Origin of the sequence: Ectothiorhodospira shaposhnikovii (assembly GCF_047222355.1) — a bacterium.
Taxonomy (GTDB): Bacteria; Pseudomonadota; Gammaproteobacteria; order Ectothiorhodospirales; family Ectothiorhodospiraceae; genus Ectothiorhodospira.
Map to the genome: position 1 here is coordinate 2603915 of NZ_CP178333.1, position 15713 is coordinate 2619627.

General features: G+C 63.1%; 13 protein-coding genes, 2 tRNA genes and 2 pseudogenes. 3 read left to right on the forward strand and 14 right to left on the reverse strand.

Translation table 11 applies throughout. The features are described from left to right. Positions 1-227: 227 nt before the first annotated feature. Positions 228-1013, forward strand: coding sequence for a Crp/Fnr family transcriptional regulator (locus ACLF6L_RS11865; RefSeq protein WP_412851739.1), 786 nt, complete (start codon positions 228-230; stop codon positions 1011-1013). 248 nt (positions 1014-1261) lie between these two features. After that, on the forward strand, positions 1262-1417 hold the full coding sequence (locus tag ACLF6L_RS11870) for a DUF3309 family protein (RefSeq protein WP_200174622.1): 156 nt from the start codon (positions 1262-1264) through the stop codon (positions 1415-1417). Between the two features lie 124 nt (positions 1418-1541). On the opposite strand, the gene ACLF6L_RS11875 is transcribed toward ACLF6L_RS11870, so the two are convergent. Next, positions 1542-1745: a hypothetical protein gene (locus ACLF6L_RS11875; protein ID WP_412851740.1), complete on the reverse strand. Its 204-nt coding sequence runs from the start codon at positions 1743-1745 to the stop codon at positions 1542-1544. Between the two features lie 120 nt (positions 1746-1865). Beyond that, a pseudogene (locus ACLF6L_RS11880) lies at positions 1866-2015 on the reverse strand (EAL domain-containing protein); the annotation flags it as partial. Between the two features lie 70 nt (positions 2016-2085). On the opposite strand from ACLF6L_RS11880, the pseudogene ACLF6L_RS11885 reads away from it, so the two are divergent. Further along, positions 2086-3326, forward strand: a pseudogene (locus ACLF6L_RS11885) (IS3 family transposase). A 36-nt stretch (positions 3327-3362) separates the two neighbouring features. Here ACLF6L_RS11885 and ACLF6L_RS11890 read toward each other — a convergent pair. The 12 genes from ACLF6L_RS11890 to ACLF6L_RS11945 form a co-directional block, all read right to left on the reverse strand. Next, the gene (locus ACLF6L_RS11890) at positions 3363-5411 is read right to left on the reverse strand and encodes a putative bifunctional diguanylate cyclase/phosphodiesterase (RefSeq protein WP_412851741.1); all 2049 of its coding nucleotides are present in this window, start codon (positions 5409-5411) and stop codon (positions 3363-3365) included. Next, positions 5389-8046, reverse strand: a complete 2658-nt coding sequence (locus tag ACLF6L_RS11895; RefSeq protein WP_412851742.1) for a chemotaxis protein CheB — start codon at positions 8044-8046, stop codon at positions 5389-5391. The genes ACLF6L_RS11890 and ACLF6L_RS11895 overlap by 23 nt, the downstream gene beginning before the upstream one ends. Continuing rightward, on the reverse strand, positions 8043-8177 hold the full coding sequence (locus ACLF6L_RS11900; RefSeq protein ID WP_255721711.1) for a hypothetical protein: 135 nt from the start codon (positions 8175-8177) through the stop codon (positions 8043-8045). The genes ACLF6L_RS11895 and ACLF6L_RS11900 overlap by 4 nt, the downstream gene beginning before the upstream one ends. Positions 8178-8361: 184 nt before the next feature. Beyond that, a tRNA-Met gene (locus ACLF6L_RS11905) sits at positions 8362-8438 on the reverse strand. Between the two features lie 184 nt (positions 8439-8622). Beyond that, positions 8623-9714, reverse strand: coding sequence for a redox-regulated ATPase YchF (gene ychF / locus ACLF6L_RS11910; protein WP_412851743.1), 1092 nt, complete (start codon positions 9712-9714; stop codon positions 8623-8625). Positions 9715-9775: 61 nt separating this feature from the next. Beyond that, on the reverse strand, positions 9776-10357 hold the full coding sequence (gene pth / locus ACLF6L_RS11915) for an aminoacyl-tRNA hydrolase (protein WP_008931086.1): 582 nt from the start codon (positions 10355-10357) through the stop codon (positions 9776-9778). 43 nt (positions 10358-10400) lie between these two features. Further along, positions 10401-11030 carry a 50S ribosomal protein L25/general stress protein Ctc gene (locus ACLF6L_RS11920; protein ID WP_412851744.1) on the reverse strand — a complete coding sequence of 210 codons (630 nt, stop codon included), beginning with the start codon at positions 11028-11030 and terminating at the stop codon, positions 10401-10403. A gap of 78 nt (positions 11031-11108) precedes the next feature. Next, a complete protein-coding gene (locus ACLF6L_RS11925) occupies positions 11109-12047 on the reverse strand; it encodes a ribose-phosphate diphosphokinase (RefSeq protein ID WP_200174853.1) in 939 nt (312 codons plus the stop codon). A gap of 228 nt (positions 12048-12275) precedes the next feature. Further along, a tRNA-Gln gene (locus tag ACLF6L_RS11930) sits at positions 12276-12350 on the reverse strand. Between the two features lie 17 nt (positions 12351-12367). Next, positions 12368-13246 (reverse strand): 4-(cytidine 5'-diphospho)-2-C-methyl-D-erythritol kinase, encoded by an 879-nt coding sequence (gene ispE / locus ACLF6L_RS11935; protein WP_412852789.1) that lies wholly within the window; start codon positions 13244-13246, stop codon positions 12368-12370. Continuing rightward, a complete protein-coding gene (gene lolB / locus ACLF6L_RS11940; protein ID WP_412851745.1) occupies positions 13246-13845 on the reverse strand; it encodes a lipoprotein insertase outer membrane protein LolB in 600 nt (199 codons plus the stop codon). Before lolB ends, ispE begins: the two co-directional genes overlap by 1 nt. After that, positions 13842-15617: a tetratricopeptide repeat protein gene (locus ACLF6L_RS11945; RefSeq protein WP_412851746.1), complete on the reverse strand. Its 1776-nt coding sequence runs from the start codon at positions 15615-15617 to the stop codon at positions 13842-13844. The genes lolB and ACLF6L_RS11945 overlap by 4 nt, the downstream gene beginning before the upstream one ends. Positions 15618-15713 lie beyond the last annotated feature (96 nt).

Here is a 15713-nt window from a genome sequence, read left to right on the forward strand (position 1 = left end):
TTACCCGCGGCGGAAGCCCTCCCTGTCCATATTGGACCCAGGCGTTCTCGCTGTATGTTCGGTGCCCCACACTGCGCGGGATGCCGCTGCAACCCCACGGTCGTCTACGCCGGCCCATTGAGGGTGCATCACGAAATCGGCATCAGTCAGGAGTTGGCATTTTTTCCTGCCAAAGTCTGGTTATACTGGCAAAAAAGCAAACATGATCGGCGAAAGGAATTTTCCTCATGCATAGCGTACCGAATCCCAGAGTCAACCAGCTTCTCGCCATGCTGCCGGATGAGGACTACCGGCAACTGCTCCCCGGCCTGGAACTCGTTGCACTACCGCTGGGGCAGGTCATCTATGAGCCCGGCATCCCGATGGACCATGTCTACTTCCCTATCGACGCCATCGTCTCCCTGCTCTACGTCATGGAGGACGGTGCCTCAGCCGAAATCGCGGTGGTAGGCAAAGACGGCGTGGTCGGGGTCGCGCTGTTCATGGGGGGAGAGACCACCCCCAGCCAGGCGGTGGTGCAAAGCGCCGGACAGGCCTATCGGCTCGGCGCCCGGCGCCTCAAGGACGCCTTTCGCCGCGTGGGCGGCCGCCGCCAGGGGGTACTGCACGACCTGCTGCTGCGCTATGCCCAGGCATTGCTCACCCAGATGGCCCAGACCGCGGTCTGTAACCGCCACCACACCCTGGACCAACAGTTGTGCCGCTGGCTGCTCCTGTCCCTCGACCGATTGCCATCAAACCACCTCGTCATGACCCAGGAACTGATCGCCAACATGCTCGGGGTCAGGCGCGAAGGGGTCACGGAGGCCGCCGGCAAACTGCAGCGGGCGGGCCTCATCAAATACCATCGCGGTCACATCACGGTACTCGACCGCGCGGGCCTGGAAGCACGCAGTTGCGAATGCTACGCCGTGGTCAAGCGCGAGTGTGATCGACTGGTACTCCAGGGAACATCCGCCAAACGCGGTAAGACGGGAAGTCCCACCGGTACCGTCAGGGACGGCGCCCGCTGACACCGCCCTCCGGCGGGGGTGTGCCTGAACCCATCGGAGGTGTCCTGAATCCGTCGGAAGTATTCCGAATTCGTCATTCCCGCGAAGGCGGGAATCCAGTCACGGACTGGAAATCCTGGACTCCCGGCTTCGCGGGAGCGAGGGTGCCCGCACCAGCATCCACGGGACGATCGGTACGCTGACGCACAGAGCACGCGCGTCCACCGGAGGCATCATGGGGTTTCAATCCCTGTGCGGAGTGTCCGACCATGAGCCTGACAACCATTTTATTGATCGTCCTGATCCTGATCCTCATCGGCGTCATCCCGGTCTGGCCGCACGCCAGAGCCTGGGGCTACGGCCCCAGCGGTGTGGTCGGGGCCGTGGTGCTGATACTGCTGGTGCTGCTGCTGGTGGGAAGGTAACGAGCCCCTGCCGTAGCCTCGCCGGGCCGCTGGAAGCGGTTAACGGCAGCTGGCTGAAATCGCCGCCGGGACAGGCCCGAGTTCCTGTTCCGGCATCACCATGGGCTCTCAGGCCGTGATTTGCTCAGCGGTCCACCTTCTCCAGCACCTGAGTCACCACATCACCCCGCCGGTAATAGGGTGGCGGCCGGCGCATCTCCCCCATCATGCGATCCCGCTCCCGGGCGCTGTCGAACCACCGGAACTGCTCCCAATGCGCGCCCAGTAGATGGTCGGCGGACAGGGTGTCCCCTTCGGGCAGGGCGACGCGGATGCCGTATCTCTTCATCAGGCTCACTCCAAAACCAGTGGAACGACAGTATCCACACAAGGGGGTGCCCACTCAAGGTGATCATTCAGCGCCCCGTTCCTACCCCGTTGGTTCCATCTCGACCAGTATCCGGTCGACGGGCAGGGGTTTGCCGAACAGGTATCCCTGGGCATAGTCACATTCCGCCTCACGCAACAGCTCGTGTTGCTGATGGGTTTCCACGCCCTCCGCCACCACCTTCAGCCCCAGTCGGTGGGCCATATTGATGATGCTGTGGACGATGGTACGTATAGTGGACCCCGATATCTAGACAGCAGTTTAAGCTCTGAGTGGGGGGCTGAATCGGGATACTAACAAGATGACTGAAAAACGGAAGAGAAACACGTACAACGCTGAATTCAAGGCGAAAGTTGGTCTTGAGGCGATTCAGGGGGTCAAGACCGTCAACGAGATCGGTCAAGCCTACGGGGTCCATCCCGCCCAAGTGACCCAGTGGAAGAAGGCGATCCTCGAGCAGGCTGGCACGCTCTTCGAAGGCAAGCGGGGCCCCAAGCCAGTGTCGGAAAAGGATGCCCCGGACCGTCTCTACGGTGAGATTGGGCGCCTGAAGATGGAACTCGATTGGCTCAAAAAAAAGTCCGGGATCAACCTGCCGTGAACCGTCAAGACTGGATTGACGCGGGTGGCGAGATCTCCATCGTTCGCCAGTGTGCGCTGGCCGGGGTTTCCCGGGCGACCGTGTATGCGCGCTGGCGTTTGTCACCGGATGAGGCCGGCGACCTGCTGCTGTGTGGACTCATCGACGAGATCTACACACGACGGCCGTTCTACGGGAGTCGGCGCATGGTGGTCGAGCTGCGGACCCAGGGCCATAAGGTCAACCGTAAGTGTGTCCAGCGCCTGATGCGTCGGATGGGGTTGGCGGCGATCGCGCCGGGTCCGCATACCAGTCGTCCGCACCCGCAGCACAAGGTTTATCCGTATCGGCTGCGTGGCGTTGTGGTCAACCGGCCCAACCAGGTTTGGAGTACCGACATCACCTACATCCGTCTGGCTCAGGGCTTCGCCTACTTGGTCGCGATCCTGGACTGGTACAGCCGCAAGGTCTTGAGTTGGCGGCTCAGCAACACCATGGATACGACCTTCTGCGTTGACTGCCTCGAAGAGGCCCTGCAGCTGTACGGGCCACCGGAGATCTTCAACAGTGACCAGGGCTCGCAGTTCACGGCTGACTCGTTCACTGGCGTGCTCAAGCGAGAGGGAGTCACTATCAGCATGGATGGCCGCGGAAGGGCCTTTGACAACATCTTCGTCGAGCGACTCTGGCGGACGGTGAAATATGAAGACGTCTACCTCAAGGGCTACGCCAATCTCAAGGAAGTCACGCTGGGACTGATGGACTACTTCGCGTTCTACAACGGCGAACGCCCCCACGCGGCTCTGGCGAACGAGACACCGGATACGGTCTATCGGAACCGGCAGGGCGGAGGCGCACTGATCGTGGATAAGTACGGCCCGTCGGCTGTGACGCCACCCAGTGAAACCGCAGTACCAGGGCAGCGCTGTTCCGCTGCGAGCGACCCCCAAGCTATTGCTTAAACTCATACTCTTTCTGTCTTGACGATGGGGTCCACTTTAACGGTCGGCCATGTCATGGGGCATGTTGTGCACGAAACTCCGGTCGATCTTGAGCAGATCGAAGGGATAGCGCTGCAGATGGGGTATCCCGGCTCTTTTGATGCCGAACTGGCTCAGGGCGATTTTCAGACCGCTGGCATGCACCTCATTGATCCAGGCATCTACCCGACCATCCTCATCCTGAAGCAGTTGCTCGGTCACTTCGATAATGACGCAGTCGGGCGATATCCCCGACTGTGAAAGTTGCTGCTTCCAGATATCAACGGAGACCCCTTCGACGCCGTCAGGGGACGATTCGTTGATGGCGATTTTGAGCGGTAATTCCTGTTCGCCACGGCGGGCGTTCAGCTGCTCCAGGGCGCTCAAGGACTGCTTGAAGACCCATTCATCAATCCGCCCCAGCAGGCCGGCGGCCTCCGCCAGGGCCAGGAACTGATCCGGGTTGAGCTGTCCACGCCGGGGGTGTTCCCAGCGCAGCAGGGCTTCGAACATGACGACCAACCGAGTATCCAGTGCCACAATAGGCTGGAAGCACAGGCTGAACTGGCCGTGCTCGATGGCATCGGGCAGTTCTCTGATCAGCGCTTCGCGTTCCTGCAGGGTGGCGTCCAGCTGCAGCGAAAAATGCGTCATCCGCTGCCCACCGGTCTCCTTGGCTGCGTACATGGCCCGATCGGCACACTTGATGAGACCGGCGGGATCCGTGGCATCCCCGGGACAGAAGGCCGTGCCGATACTGGCTGAGAGTGCGACACGGGTGCCCGCCACCTCGAAGGGCTGGTCCAGGGCCTTGAGGATCTTTGCACCCACTTCATCCACACCACTGCCGCTCTCCAGCCCGCCCATGATCACCGTAAACTCATCACCACTGAGTCGTGCCGTGGTATCACTGGTGCGCACGCACCGACTGATGCGACGGGCTGCCTCCTTCAGCACGGCATCTCCGGCATCGTGTCCCAGTCGGTCGTTGATCTCCTTGAATTTGTCCAGATCGATGAACAACAGGGCCAGGAGCCGACCCCGCCGCTGGGCCTGACGGATGCCGTGGCGCAGTCGATCCAGAAACAGCAGGCGGTTAGGCAGTTCGGTGAGCGGATCATAGTTGGCCTGGCGCCAGATGGCCTCTTCGGCCCGGCGCTGTTCGGTGATGTCCCTGAACACGCTGATATACCGCATCGGGAAACCGCGGTCGTCCCGCAGCAGATGCATGGAGACCCAGGCCATGTACTGCTCCCCCGACGGGCGGCGGTGCAGGATTTCTCCCTGCCAGTGACCGGTGGTGTGGAGATTCCGACGCAGTTGTTCTTCAAAAGCAGGGGACTCACGGTGGGCACGGATCAGTTCGATACTTCGATCCAGGGCCTCGTCGGCGCTAAAGCCGGTCAGGCGGGTAAAGGCGGGATTGACGAGGATGATGCGCTGCCCGGCATTGGCAACCATGACTGCTTCGTCCAGGGTCTCATAGACCGAGGCGGCGACCATCAATGCTTGGCGGGACTCCGCCAGATCGGTGATGTCCACGGCCGCCAGCAGGCAGAGATCCGAACCCACCTGACCGGCGCAGGCCTCCACCCGCAGGATGCGCGAGATACCGGTGAGGGTCGTGACCGGCAGTTCCGCATGTTCCGAGGCCTGACCGGCAAACACCTTATAGATCAGATCCGCCAGCCGAGGGCGGTCCTCCTCATTCACAAAGCCGGTCAGGTGCCGCCCCGCGAGCTCGCTTCGAGTGGTGCCCAGCAGCCTGGCTCCCGCCAGGTTGGTGCGATGCAGTATCCCCAATGAATCCAGGTTGAAATAGGCCATGGGGGCATGGTCGTAGAGCTGCGTGAACAAGTCCCTCGCCGCCTCCGCCTCAATGCGGGCCTGCTGCAAGGTCTCGTTCTGCATCTCCAGTTCCAGTTGATGCACCTGCAGCTCGTGCAGCAAGGCCAAGGCGTTGGACTCCGCGGCCGGATCAGCAGCATCGGATACCCGTTCCCGCAGCTTCTCCTCCGCCCGCCGTCTCAGTCTGCGGGCCTCATCATCCTCGTCTTGCCCGCTCATTGCCTGACTCCCTGCCGGATTCTTCCGGCGTCGATTGAAGACTGCGTAAACGATTTTCCAGGGCTTTGGCCTTGGTGATGTCCGTGAATGTGACGACCACGCCGTCGATGACGTTATCCAGGCTGCGATAGGGCATGATCTTGACCTGATACCAGCGCTCGTCCCGGGTGGGAATCTCCTCTATGGAGTGGGAGAGGGATTGCAGGACTTCCAGGGCATCATGCTGCAGGTCCGGGTATTCCAGTTCGGTGACGATATCACTCAGGGGACGTCCGACATCGGTGGCAATGAGCTTGAAGATCCGCCGTGCCGGAGCGGTGAAGCGTCGAATACGCAGGTCCTTGGTCAGAAAGACCGTGGCGATGTCGGTACTGTCGAGCAGGTTTTTCATGTCGCTGTTGGCCAGGGTGAGTTCTTCCACCTTGGACTGGAGCTCCACATTCACCGTCTGCAATTCTTCATTGAGTGATTGCATCTCTTCCTTGGAGGTGGTCAGTTCCTCGTTGGTGGACTGGAGTTCCTCGTTGGCCGAGCGAAGCTCCTCCTGGGAAGTCTGCATGTATTCCCGGGTCATGCGCAGCTCTTCCCGGGTCTGCTGCAGCGCCAGCTCCATTTCCTGAATGCGGGTATTCTTGTGTTCCTTCGGGTCCCGCGGCTCCGGCAAGGGGGCCGGCTGGGGCGACACGACCTGAAACACGATCATCAACATGCCGCTCAGGACCTGAGGCTCCTCGATGGGATAGACCGTCAGATCGATGAGTTGCATGCGCTCAGCACTGCCGACGCCGATGCCCGGTTGGCTGAAAACCTTTTTTTCCCTCATGGCCCGGGGCAGCAGTAAGGCCAGTTCCTGTCGCAACCCATCCCGAGCCATCACATGGATGTTCCAGTTGGCCCGTCCGGTGGCCGGCTCCAGATAGTCACCCGTGCGACCGAAGATGTAAAGGATGTCGCCGTCCGCGTTCACCAGCAGCGCAGGCGGTGCAAACTCCCTGAGCAGCACCTGTTCCGCCAGGGATTGCAGGCTGCCGGTGGGGGCCCCGCCGGCCCATTGGGCCAGGGTCTCCACCTCCGGTTCAGGCGGGCGGGCATGAAAATCCAGGTCGGCCACCCGGACGCGGGCCTCGGCGCGACGAAACAGATGGGCGCGGGCATCCAGCGCGGTGAACAATTCGTTGCCCCCACCGACACTTTCCGCATTGCCCAGGAAAAGAACGCCGCCCGGCAACAAGCTGTAGTGGAACAGCGGCAGCAGCTTATGCTGGAGCGTCGTATTCAGATAGATAAGCAGATTGCGGCAGATGACCAGGTTCAGCTTGGTGAAGGGCGGGTCCATGATGAGATTCTGGGTGGCAAAAACCACCGTCTCCCGAACGGCGCGATTGACGCGATAGCCGCCGGCCTCTTCCTGAAAGAAATGCTGCAGGCGTACCGGCGAGACATCGGCGACGATACTGGCTGGATACAGCCCCTGACGCGCCCGCTCGATGGCATGTTCGCTGAGATCGGTGGCAAAGATCTGCAGGGTGACGCGACCAACGGGCGCACTTTCTTCCAGCACCTCCCGGAAGGCGATGGCCAGCGAATAGGCCTCCTCACCGGTGGAGCAGCCGGCCACCCAGGCCCGCAGGACGCACCCCCGGGATGGCGCGGACCGGATCAGGGGGGCGAGCACCTGTTTTTGCAGACTCTCCCAGGCCATCGGATCGCGAAAGAAGCTGGTCACGCCGATCAGCAACTCCTTGAACAGCAGATCCAGTTCCTGGGGATTGTCGCGCAGGAAGCGAACGTAGTTGGAGAGCCTGTCCAGCTGGTGCAGGCTCATGCGCCGCTCGATACGGCGATACAAGGTATTGGTTTTGTAATCGGCAAAGTCATGGCCGGTACGGGCCCGCAGCAATACCACGATCTTTTCCAGGGCATGGCGCTGATCCATGTCCCCGGTGCCGGTCCGCCGGGTCCCGATCTGTTGTTTGCGAACCAGATAGTCGCGGATCCGCTCGCCCATGCCGTGAACCGGCATCACCATGTCGGCCAGGCCGGCATCAATGACGCTGCGCGGCATGTCCGGGTATTGAGCCTCTTCGGGAATCTGGGCCAGCGTCAGTCCCGCATGCTCCTTGAGGGCACGCATGCCCAGGGTGCCGTCGCAGCCGGTACCCGACAAAATCACGCCGACACCATGCTCCCCCTGATCCGCCGCCAGTGAGCGAAGGAAGAAGTCGATGGGCAGCCGGGTCCCGCGACGGCCGGCGGGCTCCAGCAGGTACAACACGCCCTTGAGTACCGAAAGATCCTTGCCGGGGGGGATGACGTGAATTCGATTCGGTACCACCGTCATGCCGTCTTCCACCTGTACCACCGGCAGCGGTGTCACCTTCTGTAACAGCTCTGTGAGCATGCCCTTGCGGGTGGGGTCCAGATGCTGGACCACCACGACGGCGAATCCCGGTTGTTCAGGCAACCCCCGCAGCAGCCCCTCCAGGGCTTCCAATCCCCCGGCCGAGGCACCGACACCGACGATGGGAGGGGGCGTATGCGTGGCGGCCAGGGCTTCACGGGGCGGCCCCTGCAGCGTACTGTCCACCGGGGAGCCTGAGTCATGAGGCGGCAAGGGATTCTCGGGTGAAGTCACGGGGAGGGAGTCCTGTCGATATCGAAGGGCATGCCTCCGGACGGCCCGCCCCCGTCCTGCAGATTGAACACCCCCGACTCCGATCCGGCCCGGCGAGCCTGGGTGGCGGTGAGCTTGCTGGATGCGGCCATGGGTTCCTCCCTGGTGGACTGCGGGGATACCCGGGCGGGGCTGCTGTCCCCTGCCCTCTGATATGTCCCTGCATCTATCCCCGCAGCATACTAGGCCAGCGTGGGGATAGATGGAACCATGGACACAAAAAAACCGCGTCATACGCGGTTTTTTTGATTCACCGGACACGGCCGGAAATCTGGATGGTGGCTACGGGTGGATTTGAACCACCGACCCCCGCATTATGAGTGCGATGCTCTGACCAGCTGAGCTACGTAGCCTTGAAAGCGCGCTATTTTGCGCGGATCCAGGATCGTTGTCAAGCGCCCCCTTGCCGTCACTCCCGCGCAGGCGGGAGTCCAGGGTCTTTGGCCTGCACTGGATTCCCGCCTGCGCGGGAATGACGGGCTCTGACGCTCTCCTGACCTTTCTGTGCCTCTTGCTCAAGAGACCTTGAACAGGCTCTTAGACATTAAACCGGAAGTGCACCACATCCCCTTCCTTCATGGTGTATTCCTTGCCCTCCAGGCGCCATTTGCCGGCATCCTTGGCACCCTGCTCGCCCTTGCAGTTGACGTAGTCGTCATAGCCGATGACTTCGGCGCGGATGAAGCCCTTCTCGAAGTCCGTGTGGATGGCGCCGGCCGCCCTGGGCGCGGTGGCGCCGCGCTTGACGGTCCAGGCACGGACTTCCTTGACCCCGGCGGTGAAGAAGGTCTGCAAACCCAGCAGTTCGTAGGCGGCCCGGATCACCCGGTCCAGCCCGGCCTCTTCCAGACCCATCTCACCCAGGAATTCGGCCTTGTCGGCCTCGTCCAACTGGGCGATCTCCGCCTCCATGGCGGCACAGACGGGCACGACCTGGGCCTGTTCCGCGGCAGCGTGTTCCCGCACCCGATCCAGCAGCGGATTATTCCCGAAACCATCCTCATTGACGTTGGCAATGTACATGGTGGGCTTGGCGGTGATGAGCTGCAATTCCCGCAGCAGCAGGCGCTCTTCATCATCCAGCTCGGCACTGCGGGCGGGACGGCCTTCGGCCAGCACCGCCTGCACCTTCTCGGCCACCTGCTTGCGGGCGATGGCATCCTTGTTGCCGGACTTGGCGTTGCGGGTCAGGCGGGTCAGGGCCTTTTCCACGGTCTCCAGGTCCGCCAGGGCCAGCTCGGTGTGAATGACCTCGATGTCGGACAGGGGATCCACCTTGCCGGCCACATGGATCACGTCGTCATTTTCGAAGCAGCGCACCACGTGGGTGATGGCGTCGGTCTCGCGGATGTGGGCCAGGAACTGGTTACCCAAACCTTCGCCCTTGGAGGCACCGGCCACCAGGCCGGCGATGTCCACAAACTCCACGGTGGTGGGCAACACCCGCTCCGGGGAGACGATCCCGGCCAGGACCTTGAGCCGGGGATCAGGCACCGGCACCACGCCCACATTGGGGTCAATGGTGCAGAAGGGGTAGTTTTCCGCCTGAATGCCCGCCTTGGTGAGGGCATTGAAGAGGGTGGATTTGCCCACATTGGGCAGGCCGACGATGCCGCATTTCAAGCTCATGGGAGGGTCCGGGTGGGATCAGGTGGAAAATCAGGATGGAAAAAGAGACAAACCGGGTCAATCACGCCGAGTGCAGTCGGTTCATGGCCTTCTGCAGTCCCTCGGACAACAGCAGGGGCATGAGGTCGGCGGCACGATCAATGGCGTCCATGATCAGGGGCTCTTCCTCGCGGGAGGGACGGTTAAGCACGAACCCGACCACCTGCTCACGATGCCCGGGATGGCCTACCCCCAGCCGCAGGCGCATGAAGTCCTGCCCTTGGTGGGCCATGATGTCCCGCAGGCCGTTGTGCCCACCATGACCACCCCCGCGCTTGAGACGGGCCGTGCCCGGAGGCAGGTCGATCTCGTCGTGGGCCACCAGCACGGAGGTGATGGGAAGCTTGTAGAACTGGGTCAGCAGCCGGATGGGCTGCCCACTGTGATTCATGTAGGTCTGGGGCTTGATCAGCCAGATTTCCTGCCCCTGGATGCGGATGCGCGCCGTTTCGCCGGCAAACTTGTTCTCCAGGCGAAACTGGCCACCATGACGGCGGGCCAGCTCATCCACGAACCAGAACCCGGCATTGTGCCGGGTCATGGCATAGTCGGGGCCGGGATTTCCCAGCCCCGCGATGACCTGAACGGTGTCTTTGTCAGCCACTGGCAGGTGTCATCCTTTCTTGCGGTCGGAAAGATAAGGCGGCTTACGCCTCGCCTTCGCCCTCGCCTTCAGACTCTTCGGCGCTGCTGCCGCCACGGGTCTTCAGCACGCTGACCACCGGCAGGTCATGATCCGGACCCTGGGCCAGGGCCACGATGCTCACGCCTTCAGGCAGCCGGATCTGGGACAGGTGCAGAGAGTCACCCACATTCAGGGCAGCCACGTCCACCTCGATGAACTCGGGCAGATCCTTGGGCAGGCACTCCACTTCCACTTCCACCGCCTGATGGCTGATCATGCCGCCGCCGGTCTTCACGCCCACGCAGCTTTCTTCGTTGATGAAGTGCAGGGGCACATGCACCTTCAGGGTCTGGTCATCGGTGACACGCTGCAGATCCATGTGCAGAACCATCTGCTTGACCGGATGACGTTGCAGGTCGCGCAGGATGACCCGCTCGGACTTGCCATCCATCTTCAGGGTCAGGATGTGGGAATAGAAGGCTTCATGGGCCAGGCTCAGCCACACGGCATTGTGGTCCAAGGTGATGGCCACGGGATCCTTGCCGCCGCCGTAGACGATGGCGGGCAGCTTGCCGGCACGACGCAGGCGGCGGCTCGCACCCTTGCCCTGGTCCGCGCGCGGCTCGGCTTGCAGTTCAAAATTGACACTCATGTCGGTTCTCCAGTCATACAAACAAAAAGCCTCTCCCGCGACCAGGAGAGGCAGTGGCGATCCAGCCTTACCGGTTCATCAGTCGATGAACAGGGAGCTGACCGATTCCTCGCGGTTGATGCGGCGGATGGTTTCCGCCAGCATGCCGGCAACACTGAGCTGCTTGATGCGACCACAGGCCTTGGCCTCGGGACGCAGCGGCAGGGTATCCGTGACCACCAGCTCGTCGAGCTGGGAGTTGTTGATGTTTTCGATGGCGGGGCCGGAGAGCACCGGATGGGTGGCATAGGCCATGACCTTGGAAGCCCCGTGGTCCTTGAGGGCCTTGGCGGCCTGGCACAGGGTGCCGGCGGTGTCCACCAGGTCGTCGATGATGATGCAGGTCTTGTCTTCCACATCCCCGATGATGTGCATCACCTGGGACTCGTTGGGCTTGGGACGCCGCTTGTCGATGATGGCCAGCTCCGCGTCATCCAGGCGCTTGGCCAGGGCGCGGGCGCGGACCACGCCGCCGACATCGGGAGACACCACCAGCAGGTTCGGGATCTTCTGGCGCCAGATGTGGCCCAGCAGGACCGGCGAGGCGTAGACGTTGTCCACCGGCACGTTGAAGAAACCCTGGACCTGATCGGCATGCACGTCCACCGTGAGCACCCGGTCGGCGCCGACGGCCTCAAGCATGTTGGCCACCACCTTGGCGGAGATGGGCACGCGGGCGGACCGCACCCGGCGATCCTGACGGGAATAGCCGAAATAGGGAATGACGGTGGTGATGCGACCGGCGGAGGCCCGGCGCAGGGCGTCCACCATGATCAGCAATTCCATCAGATTGTCATTGGTGGGCGCGCCGGTGGACTGGACGATAAAGACGTCCCGGCCGCGCACGTTCTCGAGGATTTCCACCTGCACTTCCCCGTCGCTGAAGCGACCGACGACGGCCTTGCCCAGCGGCAGGTTCAGGTGATTGACGACACTTTGTGCCAGTTGGGGAGTGGCATTCCCCGCGAAGACCATCATCTTGGATTTTTCCACCACTGTGGACCTGGGCAGCATGATTCCAACAATGTCCGGTTGCGAGCGAAGCGGATGACAGGGCTGCACCAGCAGGGCTGACGCGGGCCACCCTGCCGGCGAAAGGACGCACCGGTCCGCGCCATAGCGTAAACGCCGCCAGCCGATGACCGTCATGGGGACAGTGAACCGGTGGCGGCGCTGGCCTGGCGACGGCAGGCAACGTCCGAAGAATGGCTGGGCCGGCAGGATTCGAACCTGCGAATGCCGGGATCAAAACCCGGTGCCTTACCACTTGGCGACGGCCCAATAAATCGTGTGACTCGTTATTCCTGCGAGGCAGTGACAGCCTGAAGCTGAGCCCTGCGTCGATGCAACGGAGACTGGTTGCAACCACGGGCCACAAACCCCGTCCATCCACCCGGCAGACAGTCACGGGCGGCGCGGGCGACTTCCTCGGTCTCGAAGATGCCGAACACACAGCTGCCGGTACCCGTCATGCGCGCCGTCACACCCTGTCGTTGCAGCCATTCCAGGGCCTTGGCCACCTCCGGAAAGCGCCGACAGACGACCGGCTCACACACGTTGCCTGCTCGTCCTGCAAGAAAGTCCGCTATTTTGATGGGTGGACAGTCCCGTGTCAATCCAGGATCGGTAAAGATCGCCCCGGTGGGCACCATCACGCCGGGATGCACCACCAGATACCAGGGCTCAGGCGGCGACACCGGCGCCAGCCGCTCCCCGACCCCTTCCGCCCAGGCGGCATGGCCGCGCACGAACACCGGCACGTCCGCACCCAGCGTCAGACCCATGTCGGCCAGGGCGTCGTCGTCCAGTCCGGTCTCCCAGAGGGCATTGAGGGCCACCAGCACCGTGGCCGCATCGGAACTACCGCCGCCGAGCCCGCCCCCCATGGGCAGACGTTTATGGACCCGGATGGCCACGCCGCCGGGGTGACCGGTGGCGGCCTTGAGGGCCCGAGCGGCCCGGACGGTCAGATCATCGTCATGATCCACGCCGTCAAGGGCGTGCTCGGCGCACACCCGATCCTCATCCAGCAAACGGAAATCCAGGGTATCCCCATGGGAGAGGAACTGAAACACGGACTGCAATTCGTGATAGCCGTCGGGCCGACGACCGGTGATGTGCAGGAACAGGTTGAGCTTGGCGGGCGCGGGCCAGCCCATGCAAGGGTCTTGTTGCATCATGGTGTCATTTGCCAGTCGTCCACCACCAGGCGGACGCGTATGTCGTCGAATTCCAGCCTCATGCGATCGGGCAGCGGCGCCGGGCCGACGGCCTCGGCATAGCGATCGTACCCCACGTCCCAGCCGGATTGCAGCAGTCGCTGGGCCCTGCCCGCGGAATCCAGGGTCCGCCCTTCCAGGCGGTCGTGGGAGGGTATGCCGAGCACCCAGTAACGCAATCCGCTGACCGGCAGCTGCCAGCCCAGGGCCTGATGCACCAGACGGTCCACGTCCCGGTCCTGATACACGTCGCCCTCGGCATTACGCAAGGTCACGCCGGTGGCATTGCCCTCCAGGGTGGCGGCATGACGTCCGAACGGTCCGAACAACTGGATGTCGTAGTCATCCCCCCGCTGACGCCAGCGCAGATGGGCATTCCACTGCTCGTTCTCCAGGAACAACGCGATCCGGCCGCTCAGGGTCCAATCATTCTGGGCGGAGAGCAACTGCACCCGCTCTCGCCAGGCCTGCTCCCGATCATCCACCGGCACCGGTGGACGCACGGCACAGGCGGTGAGCAGCAGGCTCACCAGACAGACAAGCAGGAGTGTCCTCATGGATCCAGACGCTCCTTGAGCCTGAGCAAACGCGCATGATCGGGATCCCGCTCCAGGGCCTGGTAGAGGATCTCCAGGGCTTCCTCCCGCTCGCCCCGATCCCACAGCAGGGCCGCCAGATTACTGGCGATCTCGCCGTCCTCCATCATGTCGTGGGCACGCCGCAGGTAGACTTCCGCCTCATCCAGGCGACCCAGGCGGTAGAGGACCCAGCCCATGCTGTCGATGATGGCCGCGTCATCCGGGCGCTGGGCATAGGCCCGACGGATATAGCCGTAGGCCTCCTCGTGGCGATCGGTACGATCCGCCAGGGTGTAGCCCAGGGCATTGAGAGCGGCCGGGTTATCCGGATCCTGGGCCAGGATCTGGTTCAGATCCGCCTCCACCAGATCGATCCGGTCCAACCGCTCCGCCATGAGCGCCCGGGAGTACAGCAGGTCCGGATTACCGGGGTATTCCCGCAAGGACTGATTGAGCAGGTCCATCCCGGCTTCATAGTCACGCACATCCCGAAGCAGACCGGCCTCGGCCAGATAGACCCGCACCCGATCACCCGGCTCGGCCAGACGATCCCGCAACGCCGACAGATCGGCACGAGCCCGCGCCACCTGCCCGAGCTCCCCCCTGAGCAGGGCGGCGCGAATGACGGACTCGTCACGGTGATCTCCCCGAGTCACCTGCTCATAGAAGCGGATGGCCCGTTCACGGTCACCGGTGGTCTCTGCGATCCGTCCCAGGTAATAGCGGGCCTCCTGGGCACGCCGCCCGGTCTGCAGCACCCGCTCCAGATAACGCTGCGCGTCCTCGTACTGTTCCACCTCGATGTTCAGCAGCCCCAGGGTATAGAGCAGGTCGGCATCCCCCGGCCGCTCGCGGGCAACCCGCTCGAACTGTTGACGGGCCTCCTCATAACGCTCCGATTGCAGCAGCAGGCGGGCATAGGTGATGCGCAGATCCACATCCCCGGGATAGCGCGCCACCAGATCCCCCATGGCCCGCAGGGAGGCTTCCTCGTCACCGGCATGCCCCAGGGCACGGGCGCGCAGGACGTGAGCTTCCCTAAGCCCGCCGTCCAGGGTCAGCGCCCTTTCGGCCGCCGCCACGGCCGTCAGGGGGCGATCCTGCTGCAGGGCCAGGCTGGCCACCGCCAGATAGGCATGGGCCTCGTCGCCACGGCCCTCCGCCACCAGGGCAAGGGCCTCTATCGCGGCATCACCGTTCTGACTGCGGGACAGCATGTTCACCAGCAGGCCGTAGCCGTCACCCTCCACCGCCTCCATGCGCTCAAGCACGGTGAGCAGATGGGTGGCGGCTTCTTCCGGGCGGCCCTCGTTGACCAGCAGCGCGGCCAGGATCTGACGGGCCTCCAGATTCTCCGGCTCCAGCGCCAGCCAGCGCTCGGCACCCGGCAGGGCCGCGGCCGGGTCGCCGGCGAACAGGGCGATGCGGGTCGCCCGCTCAGCCACTTCGGGGTTGCGTGTACGCTGGGCCGCCCGCAGATAGTGCTCGATGGATACCTGCAATTCACCCTGGTGCCCGGCAATCTCGCCCACCAGCAATTCATAGAACAAATCGGCGACACCGTTCTCCTGCGCCTGCAGCGGCAGCAGATGGCCTTCGGCAAGAGGCCGCCAGGGTTCATGGTCCTGACCGTCCCGGGGCAACCCCGCACAGGCGGTCAGCAATCCGCACAGCGCCACCGCCATCCCCATGCGGGGTAGCGGGCGACGCGGGGGGAACCAAGGGAAAACGGATCTTTGATCGGGCAGCATGGAAAGACTATAAACCCATTTGCTTGAAAAATGATCGCCCCATGGGGCGTGCCAAAATCGCCGGACAGTGTAAACTAGACTGGACACGCCCCGGCT